The organism is Lewinella sp. 4G2 (assembly GCF_001625015.1).
In the GTDB taxonomy this organism is placed as follows: Bacteria; Bacteroidota; Bacteroidia; order Chitinophagales; family Saprospiraceae; genus Neolewinella.
The window spans coordinates 1,542,892-1,566,586 of sequence record NZ_LVWJ02000014.1 but is presented as its reverse complement, the minus strand read 5'-3'; the positions used below and the strand labels follow the sequence as shown (position 1 = coordinate 1,566,586).

At 50.7% G+C, this 23,695-nt stretch carries 18 protein-coding genes; 5 read left to right on the top strand and 13 right to left on the bottom strand.

Annotation, left to right across the window (positions count from 1 at the left end; genetic code table 11):
* Nucleotides 1-67 precede the first annotated feature (67 nt).
* Nucleotides 68-1,522, top strand: coding sequence for a D-alanyl-D-alanine carboxypeptidase/D-alanyl-D-alanine-endopeptidase (gene dacB / locus A3850_RS07390; RefSeq protein ID WP_082921674.1), 1,455 nt, complete (start codon nt 68-70; stop codon nt 1,520-1,522).
* A gap of 48 nt (nt 1,523-1,570) precedes the next feature.
* Here the strand turns inward: dacB and A3850_RS07385 are convergent, their stop codons facing one another.
* The 4 genes from A3850_RS07385 to A3850_RS07370 all read right to left on the bottom strand — a co-directional run bounded on the left by A3850_RS07385 (nt 1,571) and on the right by A3850_RS07370 (nt 5,016).
* Nucleotides 1,571-2,248 carry an SEC-C metal-binding domain-containing protein gene (locus A3850_RS07385; protein WP_068215224.1) on the bottom strand — a complete coding sequence of 226 codons (678 nt, stop codon included), beginning with the start codon at nt 2,246-2,248 and terminating at the stop codon, nt 1,571-1,573.
* Nucleotides 2,249-2,250: 2 nt separating this feature from the next.
* Entirely contained in the window at nt 2,251-3,195 is a 945-nt protein-coding gene (locus tag A3850_RS07380) for a cyclic GMP-AMP synthase DncV-like nucleotidyltransferase (RefSeq protein WP_068215223.1), read from the bottom strand.
* Nucleotides 3,196-3,207: 12 nt separating this feature from the next.
* Nucleotides 3,208-4,200 (bottom strand): CBASS cGAMP-activated phospholipase, encoded by a 993-nt coding sequence (locus A3850_RS07375; protein WP_068215222.1) that lies wholly within the window; start codon nt 4,198-4,200, stop codon nt 3,208-3,210.
* A gap of 162 nt (nt 4,201-4,362) precedes the next feature.
* Nucleotides 4,363-5,016 (bottom strand): hypothetical protein, encoded by a 654-nt coding sequence (locus tag A3850_RS07370; protein WP_068215221.1) that lies wholly within the window; start codon nt 5,014-5,016, stop codon nt 4,363-4,365.
* Nucleotides 5,017-5,612: 596 nt separating this feature from the next.
* Here A3850_RS07370 and A3850_RS07365 point away from each other — a divergent pair.
* Nucleotides 5,613-6,725, top strand: a complete 1,113-nt coding sequence (locus A3850_RS07365; protein ID WP_068215220.1) for an ImmA/IrrE family metallo-endopeptidase — start codon at nt 5,613-5,615, stop codon at nt 6,723-6,725.
* Between the two features lie 202 nt (nt 6,726-6,927).
* Nucleotides 6,928-7,227: a hypothetical protein gene (locus A3850_RS07360; protein ID WP_157500973.1), complete on the top strand. Its 300-nt coding sequence runs from the start codon at nt 6,928-6,930 to the stop codon at nt 7,225-7,227.
* A 160-nt stretch (nt 7,228-7,387) separates the two neighbouring features.
* Here A3850_RS07360 and A3850_RS07355 read toward each other — a convergent pair whose 3' ends face one another.
* The 7 genes from A3850_RS07355 to A3850_RS07325 all read right to left on the bottom strand — a co-directional run bounded on the left by A3850_RS07355 (nt 7,388) and on the right by A3850_RS07325 (nt 20,591).
* The gene (locus A3850_RS07355; RefSeq protein ID WP_068215218.1) at nt 7,388-10,612 is read right to left on the bottom strand and encodes a type I restriction endonuclease subunit R; all 3,225 of its coding nucleotides are present in this window, start codon (nt 10,610-10,612) and stop codon (nt 7,388-7,390) included.
* A gap of 110 nt (nt 10,613-10,722) precedes the next feature.
* Nucleotides 10,723-12,963, bottom strand: a complete 2,241-nt coding sequence (locus tag A3850_RS07350) for a DUF262 domain-containing protein (protein ID WP_068219531.1) — start codon at nt 12,961-12,963, stop codon at nt 10,723-10,725.
* A gap of 80 nt (nt 12,964-13,043) precedes the next feature.
* Complete coding sequence (locus A3850_RS07345) at nt 13,044-14,207, bottom strand: restriction endonuclease subunit S (protein ID WP_068215217.1); 1,164 nt, start codon at nt 14,205-14,207, stop codon at nt 13,044-13,046.
* Nucleotides 14,207-15,736 (bottom strand): class I SAM-dependent DNA methyltransferase, encoded by a 1,530-nt coding sequence (locus A3850_RS07340; protein ID WP_068215216.1) that lies wholly within the window; start codon nt 15,734-15,736, stop codon nt 14,207-14,209. The genes A3850_RS07345 and A3850_RS07340 overlap by 1 nt, the downstream gene beginning before the upstream one ends.
* Before the next feature lie 201 nt (nt 15,737-15,937).
* Nucleotides 15,938-16,885, bottom strand: a complete 948-nt coding sequence (locus tag A3850_RS07335; RefSeq protein WP_068215215.1) for a hypothetical protein — start codon at nt 16,883-16,885, stop codon at nt 15,938-15,940.
* Nucleotides 16,875-19,409: an N-6 DNA methylase gene (locus tag A3850_RS07330; protein WP_068215214.1), complete on the bottom strand. Its 2,535-nt coding sequence runs from the start codon at nt 19,407-19,409 to the stop codon at nt 16,875-16,877. Before A3850_RS07330 ends, A3850_RS07335 begins: the two co-directional genes overlap by 11 nt.
* Before the next feature lie 168 nt (nt 19,410-19,577).
* Entirely contained in the window at nt 19,578-20,591 is a 1,014-nt protein-coding gene (locus tag A3850_RS07325; protein ID WP_068215213.1) for a YafY family protein, read from the bottom strand.
* A 291-nt stretch (nt 20,592-20,882) separates the two neighbouring features.
* Here A3850_RS07325 and A3850_RS07320 point away from each other — a divergent pair, with 291 nt between their 5' ends.
* Nucleotides 20,883-21,269 carry a hypothetical protein gene (locus A3850_RS07320; protein WP_068215212.1) on the top strand — a complete coding sequence of 129 codons (387 nt, stop codon included), beginning with the start codon at nt 20,883-20,885 and terminating at the stop codon, nt 21,267-21,269.
* Nucleotides 21,270-21,331: 62 nt separating this feature from the next.
* Here the strand turns inward: A3850_RS07320 and A3850_RS07315 are convergent, their stop codons facing one another.
* Nucleotides 21,332-21,661: a type II toxin-antitoxin system RelE/ParE family toxin gene (locus A3850_RS07315; protein WP_068215211.1), complete on the bottom strand. Its 330-nt coding sequence runs from the start codon at nt 21,659-21,661 to the stop codon at nt 21,332-21,334.
* Nucleotides 21,640-21,909 carry a hypothetical protein gene (locus A3850_RS07310; protein ID WP_068215210.1) on the bottom strand — a complete coding sequence of 90 codons (270 nt, stop codon included), beginning with the start codon at nt 21,907-21,909 and terminating at the stop codon, nt 21,640-21,642. Before A3850_RS07310 ends, A3850_RS07315 begins: the two co-directional genes overlap by 22 nt.
* A gap of 271 nt (nt 21,910-22,180) precedes the next feature.
* On the opposite strand from A3850_RS07310, the gene A3850_RS07305 reads away from it, so the two are divergent.
* A complete protein-coding gene (locus A3850_RS07305) occupies nt 22,181-23,665 on the top strand; it encodes a DUF5691 domain-containing protein (protein ID WP_068215209.1) in 1,485 nt (494 codons plus the stop codon).
* The last annotated feature ends 30 nt before the right edge of the window (nt 23,666-23,695 follow it).

The following is a 23,695-nucleotide window of genomic DNA, read 5'->3' as shown; positions in this document are numbered from 1 at the left end:
TTTGGTTCTTCTGATCCCGGGCTATCATGGTGATCCCTACCGGGATCGGAAGTCTGATGTAGAATCTATGTATAGAACTGTTATCGGAGTACTGGTGATGGTGGGACTGTGTGCACAGTCCGTGGGACTACGAGCGCAGACTACCCTCGCCGAGCGGATTGCGGAATTTGTTGATCGGCCGGAATTGGCCGGGGCCTCCATTGGTATTGACGTGATTGACTTGGCGACGGGGGAGCGGGTGGCATCCCACGCAGCGGAGCAGGCATTGATTCCTGCATCTACGTTGAAGTTGGTGACGACGGCAGCGGCCTATGACGTTCTGGGGCCGGACCACCGGTTTACGACGGAGTTAGTGATGACCGGTACGGTAGTTGATGGGACCCTGCGGGGAGACCTTTATATAGTTGGTGGGGGTGACCCGTCGTTGGCCAGTCCTTATATGAATGGCGTGCCCCGGTTGCCGGCGTTGCTGGAGCGGTGGCGGGCGGCCGTCGCCCGGGCGGGTATTCGGCGGATTGAAGGGCGCGTCGTGGGTGATGCGAGTTACTTCGGGACGGACGGGGCGGCGGCGGACTGGCCGTGGTCCGACCTCGGGAATTACTACGGGGCGGGGGCTTACGGGTTGAACATCCACGAGAATAGTTATTCGCTGGACCTCATCCAGCGGAGTACGTTGGGGACGCCGCCGGTCATCAAGGGGACCAGGCCGGAGATGAAGGGGCTGGTCCTCATCAACGAACTCACCAGTGGCCCGAAGGGGAGCGGAGACCAGGCCTACATCTACGCCGCCCCGCTGGACGACCGGGCCGTAGTGCGGGGGAGCATCCCCGTGGGGACGAAACGCTTTACGATCCGGGGCTCCATCCCCGAACCCGCGCTGTACGCAGCTCGGGCGCTGTCGGAATATCTGGAGGCGGAAGGTATTTCGGTATCCTTACCGCCGGAATCCGACCGGACGGTTGGGGGCGTCCGTTTTTCCCAGTACCAGTCGCTCGACGTGTACACCTCCCCCACCCTGCTGCAATTGATTGAAAGGACCAATATGCGGAGTAATAACCTGTATGCCGAAGCTATGCTCCGGGAGATCGGCAAAGCCCGCGGTGGCGCCCTCAACCAGGCGACGGGTGCCCAGGCCATCCGGGATTGGCTGGCGGAACGGGGTTTGCCCACGGCTTCCCTCCACCTCGTGGACGGTAGCGGCCTTGGCCCTCGCAATTTCTTCTCCCCCAGCTTCATGACGGCCCTGCTGCGGGACCAATCCGCCAACACCGCCTGGCGATCCACCCTCCCCGTTGCCGGGCGGTCGGGTAGCCTAAAGTACCGCCTCCGCGGCACGGGGGCGGAGGGCCGGCTGTCGGCGAAGTCCGGTTCGTTACACGCCGTCCGCTGCTACGCCGGCTACACCACCGCGCGGGATGGGCGGGAGCTGGCCTTTGCGGTGATGGTGAATAATTATACGGTGGATGGGTTGGTGTTGCGGGGGTGGTTGATGGGGGTTTTGGGTGGGATTTGGGGTGGGTGATTTTTTGGAAGGGTCGCTTTTTTAGGAAGGCTCGAGGCCCAAGCTCACTCACTGGTTGAAATTATGATTTTCATTTGGCTTGCCCTTATCTATCCAAGTCCGGACTTTTATGGAGTCATTCTTAATTAATTCGCGATCGATGAAGTTGATAGTGTTAACCTTTGCTAGACAACACCTTTTATACTTTATCCCGCTTCCGCATATACAAGGGATGTTACGTTGCTTGGAGCCGGATAGTAGGTAGGCCTCCATGTAGGTTAGAGCATTTTCTGGAGTGGACACATTCCAAAAAGCGCAGTATTCTTCAACAATTCCTAAAGTTCCGTGGCTTCGTTCACCTTTTGGAAAAACGTTGGTGGCCAAGCCCTCTTCTATCATTGTTTGCGCGGCTAGAAATGGTGCTAGTACTAGTTCCAGAAACTCCTGTAGTCCTAGTTTATGATCTCTATAGTAGATGGCTTGAGCAAAATCGGTAGCGAGACATAGTCGCCCTGAAGAATATATATGACGATCTGCACTTCTAGTTAACGAGTCGTCGAGTAGGTAAACTACGGGGAAGTACTTTTTGAAGCTTTGTTGATACAATCTTATACTTATCGGATAGGTAGCGAGGGCGGCACCGTTAGCATCCTTTATGGTGAAGTCCCCTTCAATTCTACTTGGGTATTTGCGTAACCGCAAAGTGGGATAATTGTCTAATACACCAAGTATTTCTTCTTTAGTCATAGCTACTGTAGGTCTATGGAGAAGTAAGGAGAGAACATTCCACGGTCAGCAACTTCACGTAGACTGTCAGAGCGGCTGCCGCTTGGGGCCTTACCGAGAGGAAAGCGAGCGCCAAGGTGCTTACGCCATAATTTACTGGCTTTGAGTTCTGATTCTTGTTCCAGTGCAGACTCTCCATCCGTAATGAGGGCATCTAGTTTGTCGAAGAATCGTTTCTGGAAGTCTTTGTCATGCTTTTTAATGACATCGTCATTAGGAACCGTTGGCATGACGGCAGTCCATTCATCTTCTAGAGATGCTTGAACATTACGGAGCGTCTGTAGTAAGGCTTCGTCATCACGTTCATCTTGATAGTAGTTATCCTCTGCGAGGAGTGTCATAGCTAAGCCACTTAGCATATTGTGACGTACGTTGTCTCCCCAAGATTTTAGATAACGAATGATCCGGGCAAGTTGGTCCGTTTTGCGCTCATTGAACCAATCTACATAGGCTTTAGGATCACTTTGCTCATCATCCCATGCCCCATCCTTAATACACAGCCAAGGTGCTGTGTCCTGGTCTTCGTTTTGATAGATTGGGTAGTCGATATGGTAGTTACCGGCGAAGTCTACTCGTACGCATTTCTGACGCTGGGATGCGTTGCCAGTATGGCCGCTTACGGCTTGGTATATCCACCCCTGCATAGTAGATGGGCTGACGTCGATTTTACGGGCGAAGTAAATACCGTCATCGAGGTCACACGTGTCGTCTTTAGTGCGAATTACCACCTTCATTTTGTAGGAGCCCTGTATCCAAAAAAGGGGTACGTAATCTGGTCGATTTTCTCTGAACCATTTACGGATGCGATCACGTAGTGAATCTTTGGACTTGATGAGGTTCCTTTTCTTCGTGGTAGTGATTTTAAGGTCACTGTTAAAAGTGAGAAACAGTTTGTGGCAGTTTGCCATGGTTAGGATGATTTAGGTGGTGATAGATGATTGATAGATAGAGGTCAGGATACCACGATGCTGCGCGACGAAGTGCTGGCCATCGTGGGTCCCAAGTCTTTCGAGTTGCTCAAGGGCAGGGGTAGAAGCTAGGTCCATTTCTAGCAACTTTTGCTGCTCTATGGAGAGATTTTCCGGATTAATTCGATGGTAGGTGACATCAGACGATGGGGTTTCGTGAAGATTAGTCAGGAACCTATGCGTGAAGTGAGATTGGCCAGTGATGGCTGCACCTACTATGTCACCTTTCCAGTTTAAAAGGCCTCCACCCTTGAATTGACGGCCGGAAGGTTTAGGAGCTGTGGATACGGAAATGATGTTTACATGATCGTAGGCCTTTCCCTCTCCGACGAAATGAGTGCGTGCTTCGAGAAGTCCCGCTAGTGCAGGATTATTACACCACACGCCTCCATCGGTACAGTTTGTGTTAGGTAGGTTATCGTGGTCAATTGTGTGGTTCCGGAAGTAGGTTGGAGCGGAGGCAGTAGCCATGGCTATATCCACGATGGGAATTGATCCATCCCGGCAATAGTCAGCAGCTTCGTGTGGGGATTTGAAGACGATAGGCTGGCCTTTAGAGATATTATATGATGGTATTAAGCCTTCAATTAATGCGTCAGCCATTACCGCCTCGGTCCCAAAGACTTCTTCAATCTCCTTTTTCAAAGTTTCACTAGAATAGCCATTGCCTAACAGTTGCTTGATGTGTCCTAGTAGACGAGCAAATTGCGTTTTCCGGGGAAAGATTTTAGCGCCACGGTCAAAGTAGAATTTTCGCAAGTCTTTCGCAGACATTCCTGTAATAAGGCCAAGGGCGATCAGGCCGCCAGTGGAGGTGCCGCAAACCATGTCAAAGCCGGTATGAATTGGACCGAGGTTGCGCTCGATCTGATGGATAACGGCTGCGGCGTATAGGCCTCTAATTCCACCTCCATCTATGGAGAGTATGTTGTATGTATTTTTCATTTGGTCAAGTTGATTGAATGTAAAGGTTCTGAATGAGGGGCATGAGTGTGTTAGACACTCTGGGAAGAGATACTATTCGATAGCTCCGCATGGTTGCTTGTTGTTAAGTAGGGCCTAGCGTGTTAGATGTACAGTTCTGAGCTTAAATGTTGATAGTTCTAGCTAGATATGCTGTTTAGCCAGCCTTTTTCGTAAAGGTTCGACCTTATTAAGGTCATTGATTCTACGCCTTAGGTAATCTCTCTTTCCTTGGACCTGTTGAGGAGTGATATCAAGCGTTTTCGCGAGTTGAGACTTGTTGTATTTTACTCCGGCCAGCATTTCTCTCAGAAGAAATTCATCTACCTTATTTAGCTTGAGATACTTCTTAAGATACAGAAAGGCTTCGGAGCAATCTTCTTCTAAGTGGTTTTCAGTAGACACCTGCGGCGGATCATGAAAATCGACGTTGAATTCATCACTTGCTTGTGATACCTTACGGTGATTAGAACCGGGCTTACCATACTGTTTTGCTCTGAGAGCAATTATGCTACGAAGTAAGCTCGTAATGTTTTCTTCCGAAAGGTCTTCGACTTTGCCATTCAACAGCTTCCTGCGTAATGCTTCGTAGCTATCGTGAACAACCGCCCTTGTAGCAGAGGTCTGGGAAATTTTCCGTTTCTGGCAAGCTTTGGTCTTGACTTGCCGTGAAGCTTGGCTATACAAGCTATTTAGGTTCTTAGGATTTCGCAGATACGTTTCAAGACTTCGAATAGCATTTGCAATGTTTTGAGGAGGGCTCAAATTCATGGTAGTAACTTTTTTGGTGGAGGGCATGCTCCAGTTTAATAGTTGTGGAATTCAGGATAGTCATGGAAAAAGTTTGAATAGAGATTAGCTCTCTGTAGGGCTCGAATACAACACGAGTGATATAGAGTAGTGATGTGCTTGATGAGAGGTCACACTTATCATCTTCGAATGATGGGTAGTTTCAGAATTTTCAGCTTGTTTTCTTCAAAAAAGTTATCTTTACACGGCAATCTGCAAACTTTAAGGTAAAAATATAGTTGCCATAGTAAGGACACAAAATTAAGACTTGGAAGTTAGATTTGATACCCCATCGCTAGCAGAATCGACAGAAAATGTTGAAAAAGCCAGAAAGACCTTCAAGTCCTGTGCTCGTAGGGTTAGACAGCGGTACGGAGAGCTAAAGGCTTGTCCGGACCTGGGAACGTTCAAATCTCTACCCGCAATCCGTAAAGCGGGTTTAACAAATCGGTCAGCAGTAATCACCATCCCTGTGACCGACCGGACCTCGATTCGGATACGTGTCGTACTTCCGCCAGAAAGCGGAGGGCCTGACGTACCGTACAATTATGATCGTGCGGCAGAAGTTTTTATAGAAGCAATCGGGAACTTATGAAGCGAGACTTATGAAAATTGACAAGACACAACTTATTACACCGGGAGATACCATACGGGAAACTTTGGACGTACTAGGTATGCCTCAAGGGGAGTTAGCTGAACGGATTGGTTATCAGCCGAGTAAACTTAGCCAGTTGATTAAAGGTGACATATCTCTCACCCGAGAAATGGCTGGAAAACTGGAGATGGTTCTGAATATCCCCGCGCTAGTTTGGCTAAACCTGGAGAGCGATTACCAGCAGCAGCAACTGCGATTAGAACAGGAACAGAAGCTTGAAGCAGAAGTCCCATTATTGGAGGGCTTTAAAGAGTCGATCAAATTTTTGAAAGATGCAAGATTGATTACCGCTCGTCGTAGAGGTGTAGAACAGTTGCGCCAACTGTTACGGTTTTTCCGGGTAGCTTCACTAGAAGACTGGAGCCGTATTTACATAGACAAAAAATACTCCGTAGCTTTCAAACGCAGTCTAGCGTCAGTAAGTAACCCACAATCGACGACGACTTGGTTATGTTTTGGCGAGCGACAAGTTGACAAACTCGTCCCCAATCTGCCTCCGTATGATCGTAAGCATTTCAAGTCAATTCTAGCAGATGCACGAGAATTATCTATTGACGAGCCGCTTAACTTTTCGCGTTTAAAAGAGATGTGTGCCGAATGCGGTGTGGCATTAGCGACGACGCCGTACGTTGCTAAGTCTTCAGTTTACGGTGCAACGCGATGGATTGCCAATAGACAGCACCCCCTAATTCAAATTTCAGATAGAGATAAAAGGGCTGATACCTGTTGGTTTGCATTTTTCCACGAAGCAGGGCACGTTTTACTACATGGTAAGACCAAAGTTTTTTTAGAAGAGATTGATGGCGATTTACATGAACATGATCAACATGAAGAGGACGAAGCAAACGCGTTCGCTAGAGACTTACTAATGCGAGGCTTTCCTATAGAGCGGTATATCAATCGGACACGAGAATTTAAAAGTTTAAGACAACTTGAGACAGCAGCTAGCAGATTTGGCATCGCACCTTATATACTTATTGGACAACTTTTACGTGCGGGAGTGATCAAAGCAAGTCTTTACAGATCTAAGATTCCACGGGTTGCGTTTCCAGTTGAGCTCTAAGAAAGTTCAGTTTTCTTTGAAGAAAGTTCCTCAAAATTCTGAAACGTGGACTTTCTTAAAGATGGTCTATAGAGGCTGACAACTGTTTCCGTCACTATCCTCAGCCCTTACTTCATTATAATCGTATCCAGATCAACAACAAGCCAGGCCTTCTTAAATGATGAAGCACGGGACGTTTAGTATTCTCAATGTGACCTCCAAAATGTTACAAATCATGGTGAACCATATCTACGGGGCTAACGGTAGCAACGTTTCCCCCTCAAACAACGCTATTTTAGAATTAGTCTTCTCCGACATTACGTTCGCTGTTCTCGCAGCGACTAAAAACCTCTCTGACCAACTCAATCAAATTATCAGTAAGTTAGTACAACAGTTTGAAGAAGTCTCAGATTTTCTCACTAACCTACGTACTGATTATTTTTCGAAAGAACAAACCTGGGTAGATTTCCTCGATGAACACAAAGAGGCTATTGAGCTTCTTCGGTTTGATCTTGATCTGTAAGAATTATTTCGTAGCAACTTTAAAAGTTGTTGTACACATTTCAGGTAATCATGAAAAGCCTCGCAGTCTTAGAACTGTGGGGCTTTGCTTTTGCGATATCCGTAGTCTTGTTGACATTTCGTTAATTTAGTTGCAACGAATTAGATAAAGATACCACACCTCAACCCATCTCCAACACCAACCCCTCAACCTGCCTAAGCACCAAATCCGTAGCCAATTTCTGCATATCAGGCGGATACCCAAACTGCCGCAACGTCCGCTTGACCACCACCCGTAATTTTGCCCGAACGTCCTCCTTGATCTGCCAATCCAGCGTAGTGTTTTTCTTCACCCGGTTGAACAGTTCCACCGCCAACTCACGGAGGCGTTCTTGCTGCATCACTTCGCGCGCGGATTCGTTATCTGCCAGGGCAGTGTAGAAAGCGTATTCGTATTCAGTCAACCCCAGTTCCTGGTAGGTCTTATCCTGATTACGGACGTATCGCGCCAAATCGATCATTTCTTCGATGGCCTCTACGGCAGTGATCGATTTGTTGTGGTAGCGAACGAGGGCTGCCTCCAACAGCTCCATCAGCGAGCGGCCCTGGACGATGTTGCGTTGGGCGCGGGTCTTGATCTCATCGTTGAGCATCTTCTTGAGTAGCTCGAGGGCTACGTTCTTGTGCTCTAAGTTCTTTACCTCTAATAGGAAGTCTTCGGCTAGGATGGAGATATCGCGCTTCTGGAGGCCGGCGGCATCGTAGATATCGATGACTTCGCCGCTGGTAAGGGCCTGGTCTACTACTTGGCGAATGGTGGTTTCCATCTCTACGTCGCTGCGGCCGCTACCGGTTACGTCGAACTTGGCCAAACGGGTTTGGATGGCCTGGAAGTAAGAAACTTCGTCGCGCTGGTCGAGGGCTTCCGGATGGGGGACGGAAATGGCGAAGGACTTATTCAATAAGCGCATCTCATGTAGAAAACGGTCTTTTCCGCGGGGAAGGCCGAGGACGTAGTCTTCGCCCTGAAGAATCATGCGCAGTTTAGTCTGCGTATCGGCGGTGAAGTAGGGGCGGTAGTCGAGGCGGTAAAACATGCCCTGGATGACGTCGAGCTTTTCCAGGAAAATCTGTACGGCTTCCTCCTGCTCAGCGGCTGGGTCGCCCTGGCCACCGGACTGGGTGTAAAAACTCAGGGCTTCCTTCAGGTCGGAGGCAATACCGAGGTAGTCGACGATGAGGCCGGCGGGTTTATCCTTCCACACCCGGTTGACGCGGGCGATGGCCTGCATCAAGTTGTGGCCCTTCATGGGCTTGTCGATATATAAGGTATGCAGGCTGGGAGCGTCGAAGCCGGTTAGCCACATGTCGCGGACGATAACGAGCTTCAGCGGATCGTTCGGATCGCGCATCCGGGCGGCGAGAAACTTACGGTCGGACTTCGTGGTGTGGTGGCGGGCTACTTCGGCGCCGTCACTGCTGGCGGAGGTCATCACTACTTTGATGGCTCCTTTGTCAAGGTCATCGCTGTGCCATTCAGGGTACTCGGCGATGATGGCTTCGTAGAGGGCAGCGGCGATGCGGCGCGACATGGCTACGATCATCCCCTTACCGGAGAAGACTTCCTGGCGCTGGGTAAAGTGGCGGGCGGCATCGAGACCTACCCGCTGCACCCGGGCGGGGTTGCCGATGATGGCTTCGATTTGGGTCCAGCGAGATTTAGCCTGCTCGTGCTCGTTCAGTTCGCCGATCTCTTCATCCAGATCCGCGATCAGCTGGCGACCTTCCTGGGAGAGTTCGACTTTAGCCAGGCGGCTTTCGTAATACATGGGAACGGTAGCCCCATCAGCTACGGCCTGCTGGATGTCGTAGATGTCGATGTAGTTACCGAAGACGCGGATGGTGTTGGCGTCGGCCCGTTCGATGGGGGTACCAGTGAAGCCCAAATAGGTAGCCTGGGGGAGAGCGTCGCGGAGGTACTTCGCGTAACCATAGACGGTCTTACTGCCGATTTGCACGCCCGTTTCTTTATCAATGACTTTCTTTTCCCGAGCGGTCAAGCCATACTGGGAGCGGTGGGCTTCGTCGGTAATTACCACGATGTTTTCCCGGTTGCTTAGCTCGTCAAAGACGTTGCCTTCATCGGGGGAGAACTTCTGGATGGTGGAGAAGATGACGCCACCGGCCTCGCGGGCGAGTAATGTCTTGAGTTCCGCGGTGGAGTTGGCTTGGATCGGTTCCTGGCGGAGAAGTTGGCGGGAGGCGAAGAAGGTATCAAAGAGCTGGTCGTCGAGGTCGTTACGGTCGGTAATGACCACTACGGTGGGGTTGTCCAGCTGCTGGATAATCTTACCGGTAAAAAAGACCATGGAAAGCGACTTACCGGACCCCTGCGTGTGCCAGATGACGCCCGCCCGGTGGTCACCCAGGGTCTGATTATCGGTGGAGTCGATTTGGGTGCCTTTGCGCCGAGCGTTGTGGGTACTGGTTGGGCCGGTAGCAGTACGGCCAGCCGCACGCAGGGTAGACTGGACGGCAGCTTTGACGGCATAATACTGGTGGTAAGCGGCGATCTTTTTCACCTTCCGGACCTGGACGAGACCTGTCCGTTTGTCTTTTACCTCCACGTCGTCAAAGACGGTGAAGTAGCGCAGCATTTCCAGCAGCACGTCGGGCCGCAACTGGTTATTGATCAGCGTTTCCATTTCTGGAATCAGCGGATCTGCTTCCTGGCCACCGGCCGTTCCCTTCCAGGCGCTGAAACGGCTGTAGCCAGCGGAAAGGCTGCCCGCGCGGGCTTCCAGTCCGTCGCTGACTACGCACAGTACGTTGTACTTGAATAAGGTGGGAAGTACTGCCTTGTAAGTTTGAACCTGGTCGTAGGCGGAACGTATCGTTGCCTTCTTGTCCGTAGCTCTCTTGAGTTCGATAACGACCAGGGGTAGCCCGTTGACGAACAAGATCACGTCGGGGCGTTTGTTCTTGCCGTTCTCTACGATGGTCAGCTGGTTGACGACCAGGAAGGAGTTGTTCGCCGGATCGTCCAGGTCCAGAAAACGGACGACTTTTCCTCTTTCCTGGCCAGCTTCGGTGACGGTTACTTTGCTGCCCTCCGTAAATGCTTTGTGCGTTTCCAGGTTAGCCTGGATGAGTTCGGGTACCATCCCATTCACCAAATCCTGGATCGCTTGTTCGCGTAGGTCTTCGGCGAGCTGGGGGTTCAGTCTTTTGACGGCAGCTCGTAGTTCCGGCAGGAGGACTACATCTTCCTTGCTCCTCCGTCCTCCCACCGCACCTGCGTCAGCGCCCTGAAATAAGGCGGGGCCGGGATAGTAGGTGTAGCCGAGATCGACCAGCCGGTTGATGGCGAAGTCTTCAATGGCATCTTCGGTGATTTGAGTTCTCATGGGCGTTGGAAATCAAAAGAGCGTAGCAATTAAGGTGATATAATTAGCGACTTAGAATAAAAGAGAGACCAAGGTCTATTGGGCGGCTAAAACGTGATAATCTTGACGTCTCACTCAATCTGTTGCTCGAACCATAGAATAGCACCCTGCCCTTTCTTTTCTGTGACTGGGTCAATACTACGGGAATGGCGAATCCCATTGCGGAGGTTGCCCAGATCACTAAACTCATTAGCCAGGACTGTTTTGCTGCCAAAGCGTCCTTCGAATAGGGACCAGTGCTGTTTGGAAAGCATTATATCTTTTAGTTCCTGTAGATCGAGAAATTGAAACCAGTAGGCCGCACTGTCTCCTTGCTCTTCAAAAAGGGCAGGGTTTTTCTTCGCTTCTCGCTCAATACGTCTCTGCACTTTAGGAACTAAGTGGCTCGGTACGGTTCGCTTGGCAACATCCGCATCCGTGACTGAAAGCGTCGTTATGAGCAGTTCTCGCAGTCGTAGCTCAATGTCTTCAATCTGTAGGTCGTACTGACGCAAGTGTAGCGGGGTTTGCGTCTCGTCGGGGATAAGCTCCAGGCGTAGACGCCGCTTTATCGTTGCTTGCCGCTCGCGTAGGAAAGCTTGGTAGTCGTCGGGCGTGAAGGGTTTGCGAAGTAAAATTTCGACTGCGCGCCGTGAAATCAAGTGACTCTCCAGTACCTGGTAGGCGCGTTCGTTTTCATTAGCATCAAGGAGTTCCGCCAGGTATTCGTTGGGGAGGCGATCGCGCAACACCTTGCGATTAGTATCCGGCGTGATCAGCGTGCGGTTGAGGACGGAGTTGATTGACCGGTCGATGTTGTTTTGCTTTCCCCAGCTTTTAGGTACGATGTGGTGGTCATCCAGCGCATCGTATTCGGGCAGGTCAAAAGTGTGCCAGTCGCGCGCGCCATCGATGATGAACAGATTGAAGATGGCCACGTAGACGGCGGACCCGGCGACGTCCTGCTGAATGAGGTTTAAGCGGCTGAAATCCGTGTCGAATTCCTGGATACTGTCGGGCACGGCGGTTTCGTCGGCAAACCAGCGCTTCATGGCGATAAAGTCCTGAGCCGAGGTACTTTCTACAGAACTGCTGTACCGGCTGCTGATGATCGAAGACCAGTACCAGCGCTTGACCATATCCTGGGCGCCGGCTCGCTGCTTTACCTCCGGCGCGTTGAGGGCGTAATCCTGAATGGCGGAAAAGACCGGGATTATGGATGGGTATGGTAATAACTTATCACTGATCGCGCCATAGTCACGCGGATTCTTCAGTTTCTTCAATCCTTGCACCAGCGCCTTCAGAGCGTAGTCCCAGCGCTCACGGAACCCGGCGGCATCTTTGACCAGGGTGATATTTTCCTTGCTGCCGTCTTTGTGGCGAATGGTCTTCTCCTGCCCTGGCACCAGGTAGTATAGGTACTTCGGCGAACAGTAGTTCTGTGCCATAAGCGACATCACCATCAGGATGTAAGTATTCTTCAGCGAGTTCGGGTAGTATTCCGCCAATTGAGTAGCGGCATCGCGGTTCATCTGCTTGAGGAAAATATCCTTAGGCCGGGTGATGGCGTTGAGTAGGTCGAAAATGTCGAGTTTGACTCCGCGACTGTTGATGTGGGTGAAGATGTCACATACTTTGCCAACCTCCAGTTCCCGGTTCAGGGCGATATAGCTGATCTGGTAATTATCGAGGAGGTCTTCAAACAGTTCCTTAAGCACCTCGGCGCTATTAGCGGCGACTTTAGCCTCATTCACCTCGTCGCTGTCGGTAGCGGATTCGGCGCGTTCGCGCCAGTAGTCCCGGTACCCTTTGATCCAATCACCGACGGCCCAACTACCGCCGCCCATGGTACTTAGCGGAAACAAGTGGTTGTCGTATTGCTGTTCCACGTCATCTCGTACACCACGGTAGTAGCGCGTGGCTGAATTGTAGTAAAAGGCTTCGTCCATATTACCGGCTAGCAATTCTCGGAGTTTGATCCAGTACAACACGGGCTTAGCCCGCTTGGGGAAATGGATGTCAGGCGCAAAAAACGCGTAGTGCATAGCGGTTAGTCGCTGCTGACCGTCGAGTACGATGTACTCCGGATTTAGTCGGTCAGTGAAGCCGTAAACACCTTCGCAGGAAAGCGTCTCCAGGTTACTTGGCGTGCTCTCCCACAGCAGCATCGTACCGATGTAATAATCGGTAAAAATGGATTGAATGAGGTCGCGAACGTCCCAGGGCATCCAGGCGAACTCCCGCTGAAAATCGGGAATAACAAAGTGTCCTTTTTTAATGCGGGTAATCAGTTGGCCGAGATGGAAGGTGCCAGGTGTTTGGGAGTCTTTCATGAGAATGAGAATATTGAAGGGGCGCTGCCGCAGGTGCAGCGTAATGGGATGGAGCACCGTCTAGCAGGGAAGGAGCGGGTTTAGTCGGGACGTACCGTTACTTCTCCGGACATTAGTTTTGGGAGGAGGAGGTTGCGTAGGTTGGTGAGCGTTGCTACTTGCTGTGCGTTCTTACTGATTTTTGTCGATAATCGAAGTGCAACCTTGTTAGCTAAATGAAGGGTCTTGGAATTTGGCTTAACTAGTGAGAACTGGTACAAACTATCAGTTTGTACTCGCTGACGACCGCTTGAACCAGTCATCGATTTTATTGCAAACCCACGAAATTCCGTAGACTTAGCTAGTTGATATGACCAAAATGGATGATAATTCTCATGAGTTCTGAGCACCAGAAATTCAGTGGACCCCCATCCTATTGTTCCTTCTTGTAAAAAGGACACAAATGCTGTTTTACCATTTTCGAGGCATGGAGTTATTCTAGCCAGTAATGTGTCTCCGTTTCTAAATTTAGTTCCTGAAGTGAAATCACGTAAATAATATCCTGTGGGAACTGATGTGTTGGTTGATACTCCTTTCATCTCTAGGTAGCAAGCACCTTCACCTTTGGGAAGACGCTCCCGTGGGTTTATTTGAATAAATTCCTCTAACTGAATATCTACACCTTCCCCCTCCAAAAACCACTCCCGAAACACCGCCGCGCCCAAAGCCTCCAGGGTCTGATTTTGCTGGTGGAGGAGTTTGATTTTGGCGTCTAGGAGGGAGAGGGTTTTGGCTATTGCTCTCTGTTCAATTAGGTCGATATCGGGAATATCAAGTTCCTCAATCATTCCCTTTGTGATAGCTCTACGCGTTCCACCAATCTCAGATATCGAAAGCAGGTAAGGTTTTATGGACTGTAGGTAATATAGTAAGTAAGAACTACTATATTCTATTGGGTCAACTCTAATGATCGCGACATGTTGATTTACCCTAGCTGGCAAAACGGAATCAGGTACCATACACACACGGGCAACACTATCGCCTGTAATGTTTAGCAAAACATCCTCCGGATTAACAGCAACGTTCGCTAGCTTTTCAGCCTGCTCATCATCGATGTAAGCCGTGTCGTAATTAAAGTCTAAATCGAGTACATTTTGACTTCGAATCAGCGTCAGTCCTTGGTCCTTGTATGCATTCTTTCCTCCACGAGGTGTAGCACCACTACCAATTTTTGACGTAACGTCTTTTAGTTTGATGCCTCTCATCACCACTCAATTTTACCCAACTGCTCCGTAATAGCCGCATTCAACCGCTGCTCTTCTTTCATCTGCTTGGCTAGTTCCTCCTGTAATTCCTCGAAGCGTTCACCAAAGTCGAAGTCGTCTTCTACTTCTTCCATGCCAACGTAGCGTCCAGGAGTGAGGACGTAGCCTAGTTCTTGGACGCGTTCCAGGGAGGCGGAGCTGCAGAAACCGGGGATGTCTTCGTAGGTGCCATCGACGTTGCGCCAGTTGTGGTAGGTGTCGCTGATTTTGAAGATGTCCTCGTCAGAAAGTTCCCTGGTGCGGCGGTTGATGAGGTGGCCCAGGTTTCGGGCGTCGATGAAGAGGATCTCGTTGCTGCGGTCCCGGTAGCGGCTGTCGGTACGGTCGTTACTCATGAACCAGAGGGAGGCGGGGATCTGAGTATTGAGGAAGATCTTGCCGGGGAGGTTGACGATGCAGTCGATCTTGCCGGCCTCGATGAGGGCTTTGCGGATCTCGCCCTCGCCGCTGGAGTTGGAGGTGAGAGCACCTTTGGCTAGGACTACGCCTACCTGACCTTTGGGCGCCAGGTGGTAGAGGAAGTGTTGTAGCCAGGCGTAATTGGCGTTGCCGGCGGGTGGGGGCGGGCCGAACTTCCAACGGGCGTCTTCCTGCAGTGCTTCGCCGGACCAGTCGGAGACGTTGAAAGGCGGGTTGGCGATGACGTAATCGGCGCGCAAGTCGGGATGGGCGTCGTTGAGGAAAGAGCCTTCCGAATTCCACTTCAGATTAGAGGAATCGATGCCGCGGATGGCGAGGTTCATCTTAGCTAGTCGCCAGGTGGTCAGGTTGGATTCCTGGCCGTAGATGCTAATATCTTCCGTGTGGCCATCCACGAACTTCTGGGACTGGACGAACATACCGCCGGAGCCGCAGCACGGGTCATAGATGCGGCCCTTTTTTGGTTCCAGCATCTCTACCAGTAGTTCTACTACCGACCTGGGCGTGTAGAACTGCCCACCCTGTTTGCCTTCGGCCAGGGCGAACTCACCGAGAAAGTATTCGAAGATGTGGCCGAGTACGTCCGCGCTCCGCTCCTGCGTGCTCGTCAAATTGATGTTGGTGAACATGTCGACCAGCTCGCCGAGTACGGTGGCGTCCAGGTTCTGCCGGGCGTACACTTTAGGGAGTACCGACTTCAGCTGTGGGTTCTGCTTTTCGATAGCGTCCATAGCGCCATCCAGCGTAGTGCCGATGGTCGGCGACTTAGCCTGGTTACGGATGGTAGACCAGCGGGCTTTCTTTGGGACGAAGAAGACATTTTTGGCGAGGTACTCGTCCTGGTCTTCAGGGTCAGCGCCCTGGTCCACTTCGGCGAGCAAGCGTTCGTGCACGGCCTCGAAGGCTTCGGAAATGTAGCGGAGAAAGACCAGGCCCAACACGACGTGCTTGTATTCTGCCGCGTCGATGTTTTTGCGCAGCTTATCGGCTGCGGCCCATAGTTTCTTTTCTATGGGGTCTTCTTGTTTTTTGGTTTTTGCTTTGGCCATGTGTGGGTGTGGAATCGGTGGTTGGAAGTGGAATGGGTAAGATAGGCTGTACGCGCTAATAGGGGCTATGGGAGGGGTGCGATTACATAGTGATACGTATATTACTAGGAAGTAATTAATCCAGAATGCTCAGATCTAGTAGTACGTGAGCTACTTAGAACTTTTGAATTGATTATCGAGTTGTTAGTCGCGTTGGCGCTCCTATTTACGACTCTCGTATTTTCTTTCCGGTTCGCTATCCATATAGGGTTTAAACCACTCCAGGATAGCTAGTAGCTGGTAAACGGATGCTTTTAGCCAGTAGCTGGATTTGGTGTCTCGGATGTGCCCGTCGAGGTATAGGTAGTGAGAACCTACCTGGGTAGTTTTTACTAGACTGGCTAGTAGTACACCCACTTCTGTTGGAAAAGTACTATCAATTTGATAAGATCTAGTTTTCTTTCCTGTGTTTGTCCACTGTCCAGACAAGTACCTAGCGGTTCTATTTATAGTGCAGGTTTCTTGAGCAGCCAAATCGTCGGGTAGAAGATAAAAGCCAGCTATAGCTTGATTGAGTGCTTCCAGGACTTTGCGAATTTCGGTGAGGTGTCTAACGGTAAGACAATTATCTTCTAAGTCTCGGATTAAATCCATGACAATTGGTTCAATGTCTTCGCTAATATAGCCGTCGTTACAGACAGCAAACGCTGCAGGATAACTCTGGCGAAGCTGAACAGATCGTTGCCTGTTAACCGCCTCTTTTAAGTTAGTGAATAGTCGATCGTTATCCTCCTTAGATCCCTTTACGTAGATACGATCTTTGAAGGCTTTCTTAAAGCTGTTATCGATGGTAGCAGCATCTTTACTCTGTCCCGTTAAGACAAACACCTCGAATTGCTTCTTACCGGACAGTCGGTCGATACGCCGTTGCGCTGCAAAGGCGTATTCAGTATCCTCAGTGGTCGCAACATCACTATCTTTTTCGTAGAACTTAGCGTCAAGGAGGACTGCTTCGTAGTGATCATAGTTGCTTTCAAGCTCCGCCATGCCAGATTCTAGTGACTTGAAGGGGACTAGTCGTAGGCCGAAATTCTTGGCACGGTTACGGGTAGCTTTAAGTGTCTCGTACTCATCGTCGATCCAGAGTACCTGTGGTAGATTATATGTCATATTGTGTTGAGATATCTGATTCTGAAAGTTCAATTACCGGGAATGAAAAGTGAAAGGCGACAGGGAAAGCTGCGGTGTGGTTCGAGGTAACTGTCCAGTCACTACATCCTAGGTAGTTAGCGATCCTATTGATGTGGGCACCCCCTATGCCCTGTCCTATAGATGAGTCGGTGGTCTTGAATTCTTGAATGAACTGTTCTTGACCGAATTTAGGTGGAAAGGGCTTTCCGTTATTGCGGATATCGAGTATGAGCTTGTTATCAACAATGGCAGCATCGACAGTCATTAAGTTACTCGGCAAGAAATTGTCGAAGCCATGCTTATCTGCATTGGTTATGAGGTTGTCGAACATAACTCGCAGCAAATCTAAGTTAATGTGAAGTACGTATTTCCTTCTCCAAGATGCATCGTTTTCTATTTGTGAAATGAGCTTGAACTTACAATCTCGTGATTTGAGATCATTAATAAGGCTCACTACATCGTTTAGCGGTGTAAAGAACATTAGTGGATATTTCTCAACTTGAAGACCATTTTCCCCGCGATCAAGCATAGTGCTAATAAAATCAACGTCTTTGACGATTGAAGCGAGATCATCAGTTAGAGTAGCCGCCTGTTCGTAGAAATCAGCGTATTGTTGGTTAAGTCGTATACCTTCTTTTCCAAGCCCATCAAGATACTCGATAATCACCTCCGCCGTTGAAAGGATATTTTGAGTAGGCCTACCCAGGGTATGCTTTAGTTCAGCGAAGCGGGTATTTTCTACAACTTCAAGTTGTCGCTCCAAATCAGTAACCTGACGCCGAAGTTGTTGCAGTTCATCTTCGGACTCTTGTATTGCATGCACAATGGTTTTCTGCTCGGAAAGCGATGGTAGGTGAATTTTAATTCGCAGAAAATCCTTCACGCTTAGATGTGAGATTGCATTCCCTCTTTGGTAAGCACTCAATTGACGCTGAACCTCCTTACCCCTTAGTTGGTGTACTAAGTATGCAGCGTCGACCTGATCACGATCGATACGGAATGCTTTTACCTGAGGTGCGATAGACAATGGATCTGTTCCGTGACGGTGGCTATAATAGGTGGGCTTCAATCTTTTACCAACGGTGGCGATCAGTAGTGCTGAACGATCAATCTCGAAGGTAGTTGGTCGAGACTTTCGCGAACGATTCTTCTTAATCGTAGGGCGCGCGACCGTTCCTTCGATCTTATATTTCTGATCTTCTTCGGGCAGTAAATCCCTAATGGTAAAGATTGGTTCACCTCCTTCACTACCGATTTTTTTACCCTTAAATATGGTAAGTACATCGCCTAAAGCCGTACCTCGAACGTCTCGTAGTTGGTAGCGCTCAGTGCTTAAATCGTATTCTTCTTCGCGAACGACCTCGTTGGTGATTATGCGAACGTTGGGTAGTGTAATATCACTATCCTCGTTTAAGTGAGTAAGAAGCTGGATAGTCTCTAGGTCATTCTCCATCAGTACGGGAGATCCATCTACGCCATCGACGGACGTAGGTGATACCATCTTAATCTTACCAGCTAAAATTTTGGTGGGATTGATTACAACGATAGCTGACTTTATTGCAGTACCGTTAATCATACCAGTAGGGACTGATACAATTGTTTCGATGAGATCTTGATCGACCAGTTTTTTACGGAGACGTTTCTCCGAACCATTGCCGAATAGAAAACCATAGCGAACTAGTGCGACTAGCTTACCCTTGGGAGCTAACAGCTTGATTCCTTCACCGATAAACCAGTTCTCTAGGGTTCGATATTCTTTAAACTCTTCTGTATTATCGGCTAGCCTCGCTTTAAATGGGGGGGCAGCAACTACTAAGTCAAATTGCTTATAATCGGGCGTAGCAACTGTGCTATCTACTTGTTCCAGTAGACATCTGCCTTCAGAATATTTATCGTGAGCGAGTAACCGTAGTTGCGCGATATCATATGCCAGACCATTGGTCTCTTGGCCCAGATATGTAGCACCTTTTGGAAGATCAAGAGCAATAGAGGCAAGCCCCGCGAATGGGTTATACACTCTGGGGTATTCAGGTAGATCAACTACGTAGGTCAGTAAGGAAGTACCTCCTTCACCGGTGTAGTGTCTGGCTAGTTCGTACTGTCGCTCTGACATCAGACGTAGCATTTCCTCGAAAAAAGCGGGAAAGTGATCACTCGTACTTTCAGTATAAAGCGAGTGTAAGCTGGCTAAAACTTCCTCTGTGATCAGATTCAGGTGATGGTCCGGTTGTAATTTCCTTCTAGTTTCTACGCTTTCAAACACATCCCAGTAAGGGAGTCCCTTACGTTTTCCAGCCTTTATAACTTCACTTAGAGTAGTTTCGGGCTGCGTATCGGACAAGTATCCATAACGCTTTAACGCTAGCAACATTAGTACATGTAGCAGTGCGGCGGTGCTACTTACCTCCGAAAAATTTAGTGTACCTCTGTAGAGTTGCATAGCGTCCCTTACGCTAGCATCGTCGTATTGATCGAGGTACAGGTTAATGTCCGATTCATTCATGCTGCAAATATCAAATGTATCTGTGCAACGTTTGTGCACACTTTAAAAATGGAGGCAAATTTCTTTTTGGGGAGCCGTTCCCTGCTAGACGGGGCCCCCACCCCTTTACCTTGCACCCGCGGCCGCGCCCTCATTTATAGCCGTAGGTAGTCTGGAAGGTTAGATTGATTATTGGTAGAGGTGGTAGCCTTGCTGGTAAAGTTTGGCCACGTGATTACGCAAGGATTCAGGGACCAATACTTCAATGCGGGGCCCGAAGGAGAGGAGCACGGCGGTGAGTTCGTAATTAGGGAACAGTTTGAGCTGAAAGCTTACTTCGCCGGAGGGATGGCGGTCGAGCACCTTTTGGCTGGGGTGAATGGGTTTGCTGTTGATGTAGGGCCAGAGGTCTGCGGCAGCTTTTAGTTGAATCGTGGTTAAGGTAGCGTCCTGAAGGAAGGAAACGCCGATGATGTCGTCAAAGTAGTCGGCAAAGTCTATGGAGGTATTTGGTTGATATTCCTCCTCGACTGAATCTAATGTCTGGATGCGGTCCAGGGCCAGGGTCGTAAGTCCTAGGGTGCCTTGTTTCTGGCCAAGTGCGAACCAGCGGTTGTTGAACTGCTTGAGGTGCCAGGCATGGAAGGTAAATTCAGTCGGGGCAGCTTCCTGGAAGCTTTGGTAGGTTATGGCCAATGCCTGCTTACGAGTGATGGCGTTGAAGAGGGGTTGGAAGTAGCGAAGACCGTGGAGGTGGGGGTTGTACTGAAAAGAGACTACTGGATCGGCGGAGGCGTTGGTGTTGAAGGCATCCTGGATGCGTACTTGAATCTCTTCCAACCACTCAAACTGAGGAAGGCCCTGATAGCGCGCGAGTATGGCTAGGGTGGCGGCAATCTGCTCAACCTCGGCCTGGTTAACACCGCGTCCACGGATGGAAAAGGAAGGATCGGTGTAACGGAAGAAGGTGCGGCGGCCGTCCTTATAACGCTCCAGAGGAATGGACCAGCCAGCGTCGCTTTCCATGAAGGTGATGTCACTATACACTTGGCGGCGCTTGACGCCATCGGCCCGGCCGGTATGCTCTTCGATGGCTTGGTTACAGGCTTCTATCAAAGCGTTAATATCGAAGCGGCGTCCGGGGTTGGCGAAGCAGTCATCCAAAGCGTGGTAGCGGATAGTGGCTTGTTTGTTGGTGGGCATTGGGTGGGTAAGATAGTCAAGATGACTAGGTCTGCTTCATTATTGGAAACGTATTCTAAGACGTTTTCCAGGTGCCTATACCTTGCGGTCATTGTTCACCCTTAAACTACAAAACCATGGGTAAATCATCGCAGCCGAAAGTCAGTACGCCACGAAACTGGCCAAGCAAAATTCCTAATCAGAAGTCCGGTGGCGGGCGGGATAACAATCCGCCTAAGACTTCTAAATAGTACATTCGTTGTGGGCGCGGTACAGCTTTTGGTGCCGTGCCCACTTTTAACTGCTTTCGACATGTTTCTTTTCATTGTTATTCTTATTTATTTGCTGACTTATAGCTTCACCAAGCTAGATATCGCTCAGTTGTACGATATTACTAAGCCTACGCTACGTAAGTGGATTCGATATTTTAGTCCGCGGACCGACTACAAGGTTTGGAAGGGGCGGCGCAAGTTTAGTGGCTGGGAGTTGGTGCCGATGCTACTTGACTTTGGCTGGCCTGGGGATGCTGGTCCGATTACTAAGGGGATGCTTAAGGTGCAGTGTGAGACTGAGTATGGTACGCTTGGGGATGTGGTTGCTTTGAATGCTGACCGACTTGGCTTTGGGTTGGCTGAGTATCGTGAAGTTGATGTGTTTCCTCCTGTTGTTGGTGGTTGGATCAAGGAGATTATGGGGTAGGGCCTAGGACTTGAGCTGTCCTTAAATAGATTGACAGATTATTGACCGTTTCCGGCTATTGATTACAGAAGCGCCCCACGTACGAAGTCCGGCCCTCGCTTTACGTGCAAAATTCTGATCACGAACACCTCCGGGCGGAGCTCATCCACTTGGTAGATGATGCGATAATTTCCGGCAATAATGCGTCGGTATTTCGTGCCAACTACGTCGTGGGTCTCTCGTACCGGCGGGTGAGATTCCGGCATCTTTTCCAAACGCTCAATAGCATTCAGGATTTCGTCCTGAATGCTATTCGCACTAGTTAGCGACTGGTTTTCGGCAATGTAATTAAGTGCTTCCTGTAAGTCCGCGATTGCGGACGGCGTAACGGTTACCGTGTACGTTCCAGCCATGCGTCGGATCGCTTTCTTAGTTCGTCAACGCTGAGGCCTTCACCGGCCTTTGCCCGCTGTACTTGCTCGTCAGCCTGTGCCAAGAACTCGCCCACCTTTACCGGATCACCTCCCGCCGTATAACCCAGCACCCGGTCTTCCACCTGGCGTACGTGAGATTCCATCAGCGTGTAGATTGCGGTGAAGAACTCATCGTCCAGCTTGCCGATCAACTCACGTGCGTGATTTCTTTTTTCCGTCGTATCCATCGCTGTAGGTATTGGTTTGAAGATCCTAAAAATAACGATATATATGCTACCCAGGTTGCCCAAGCATGCATAGCCTCACGCCCTCCAACCGAAACTCGGCCAGCTTGGGCTCTCGTTACTCCTCTACCGCTGGGCCCCATCTGTAGCGGGCGAAGACGTAGATTTCAGCTCAAGCACTATGCCAATATCTGTAGGAAGTTTATGGTGTAAAGACGTTGATAAAGCAAGAAAAAATCCACTAAAGCGAGCGAGCCCTACCTTCCCCCCACAAATGAACCTCCTCCAAACCCTAACCCTAGGCACCCACCGCCAACCACCCACCCAGGAAGTCACCGACTACCTCACCCTTCGCGACGCCATCGACCCCACCGCCGACGACGCCGAAAAGGCACTCGCCGCCTACGCCCTTACCGAAAGGTTGGAACGGCTCCGGATCAACAGGACCGAGGCGCCCAAACAACAAAGCCCGATTGCGGAGGACTGGCCACCAGCCCCGCCCAAACTCGGGCGGGCGCTCAAATTGGTGTTTGAAGAAACCTACGCCGCCATCCTCCCCGAAGCCGTAAGGGTACTGGCGCGGCGGGAACTACTCTTCCCGCCCCACTTGCTACCCGGCCTGCTTGACTACGCGGAACGCATCCAGCGGCCGGAGCCTAATCTCAGCAAACTGGCCCTCGCCGTCGGGGGGAATCGGGCCACCTGGCTCGCCGGCCTCAACCCTTCCTGGCAGTCCCTCACCGAAGATTACGACCACGCCGCCGAATGGGCCAAAGCTGTCGCCCCCGCCCAGCTAGCCGAAGTGCTGGAACGGTGGCGGGCCACGGACCCCGAAGCCGCCCGCGAAGCCCTGGTGGAATGGTGGCCGAAGCAATCCCCCAAAAATCAGGTGACCCTACTTGGCGCGCTCGCGGCTGACCTCGCCCCGCAGGATCTCCCCTGGCTCCGCACTCAACTCAGCCCAAAACGGAAGGGCGTCCGCCGGGCCATACTCAAGCTTTTGTTACTGGGCGACGAGGAGGAAGTCACCAACGACATGGTCACCCTGGCCGCCGCCAGCCTCTCCCCCACCGGCGGGTTCGCCAACACGCTGCAGGATGATGCGGCCAAAGAAATCCTCAACCAGTACGGCGGCCTCCAGAGCCGGGAGACGCTCGGTGAATTCCTTCTCGGCAACCTGCCCCCCACCCTGATCCCGGATCTCCTCGGCTTAGCGCCGGAGGAATTCTGGCCAAACCTCAGCAAGGTAGAACTCCGGGAAACCGCCAACGCCCTCCTCTTTTACGGTGCCCCCGCACCCCAGGCGGCCTTCGTTACCTACGCACTCGCTGCCCCGCGGGATCGCCTGCCCCTCCTCCAACTCAACAAGATCGTGGCGGCCTTGCCCCAGAATACCTTCGTCGACCTATTTCACGCCTTCATGGACCGGGAACCAGACGGTTTTCGCGATGGCGGCATCGCCCTCCAACTGGCCGTCCAGCGGCGGGAGTCGTGGTCGGAACGCATCACGCGGGCGTACGTACGGGCGCTCGTGGGCAAGATTCGCGACAGCCGGGGCATCACCTACGGCGCCTCGCGCGAGCAGTCCGAACTGTGGAAACGGGCCGTCCCGCTCCTCCACATCAACACTTTTGCCTTCCTTCGCGAGCAACTCCATGCCATCACCGAGCGGCCGGACGTATTCGGCAAAATCGCCCTTTCCATGCTGCAAACGACGGCATTCCGTAGGGTCCTGTACGACGCACCTCGCAACCCGTAACTCGCTACTTGCAACTCGCCCCTCGCAACT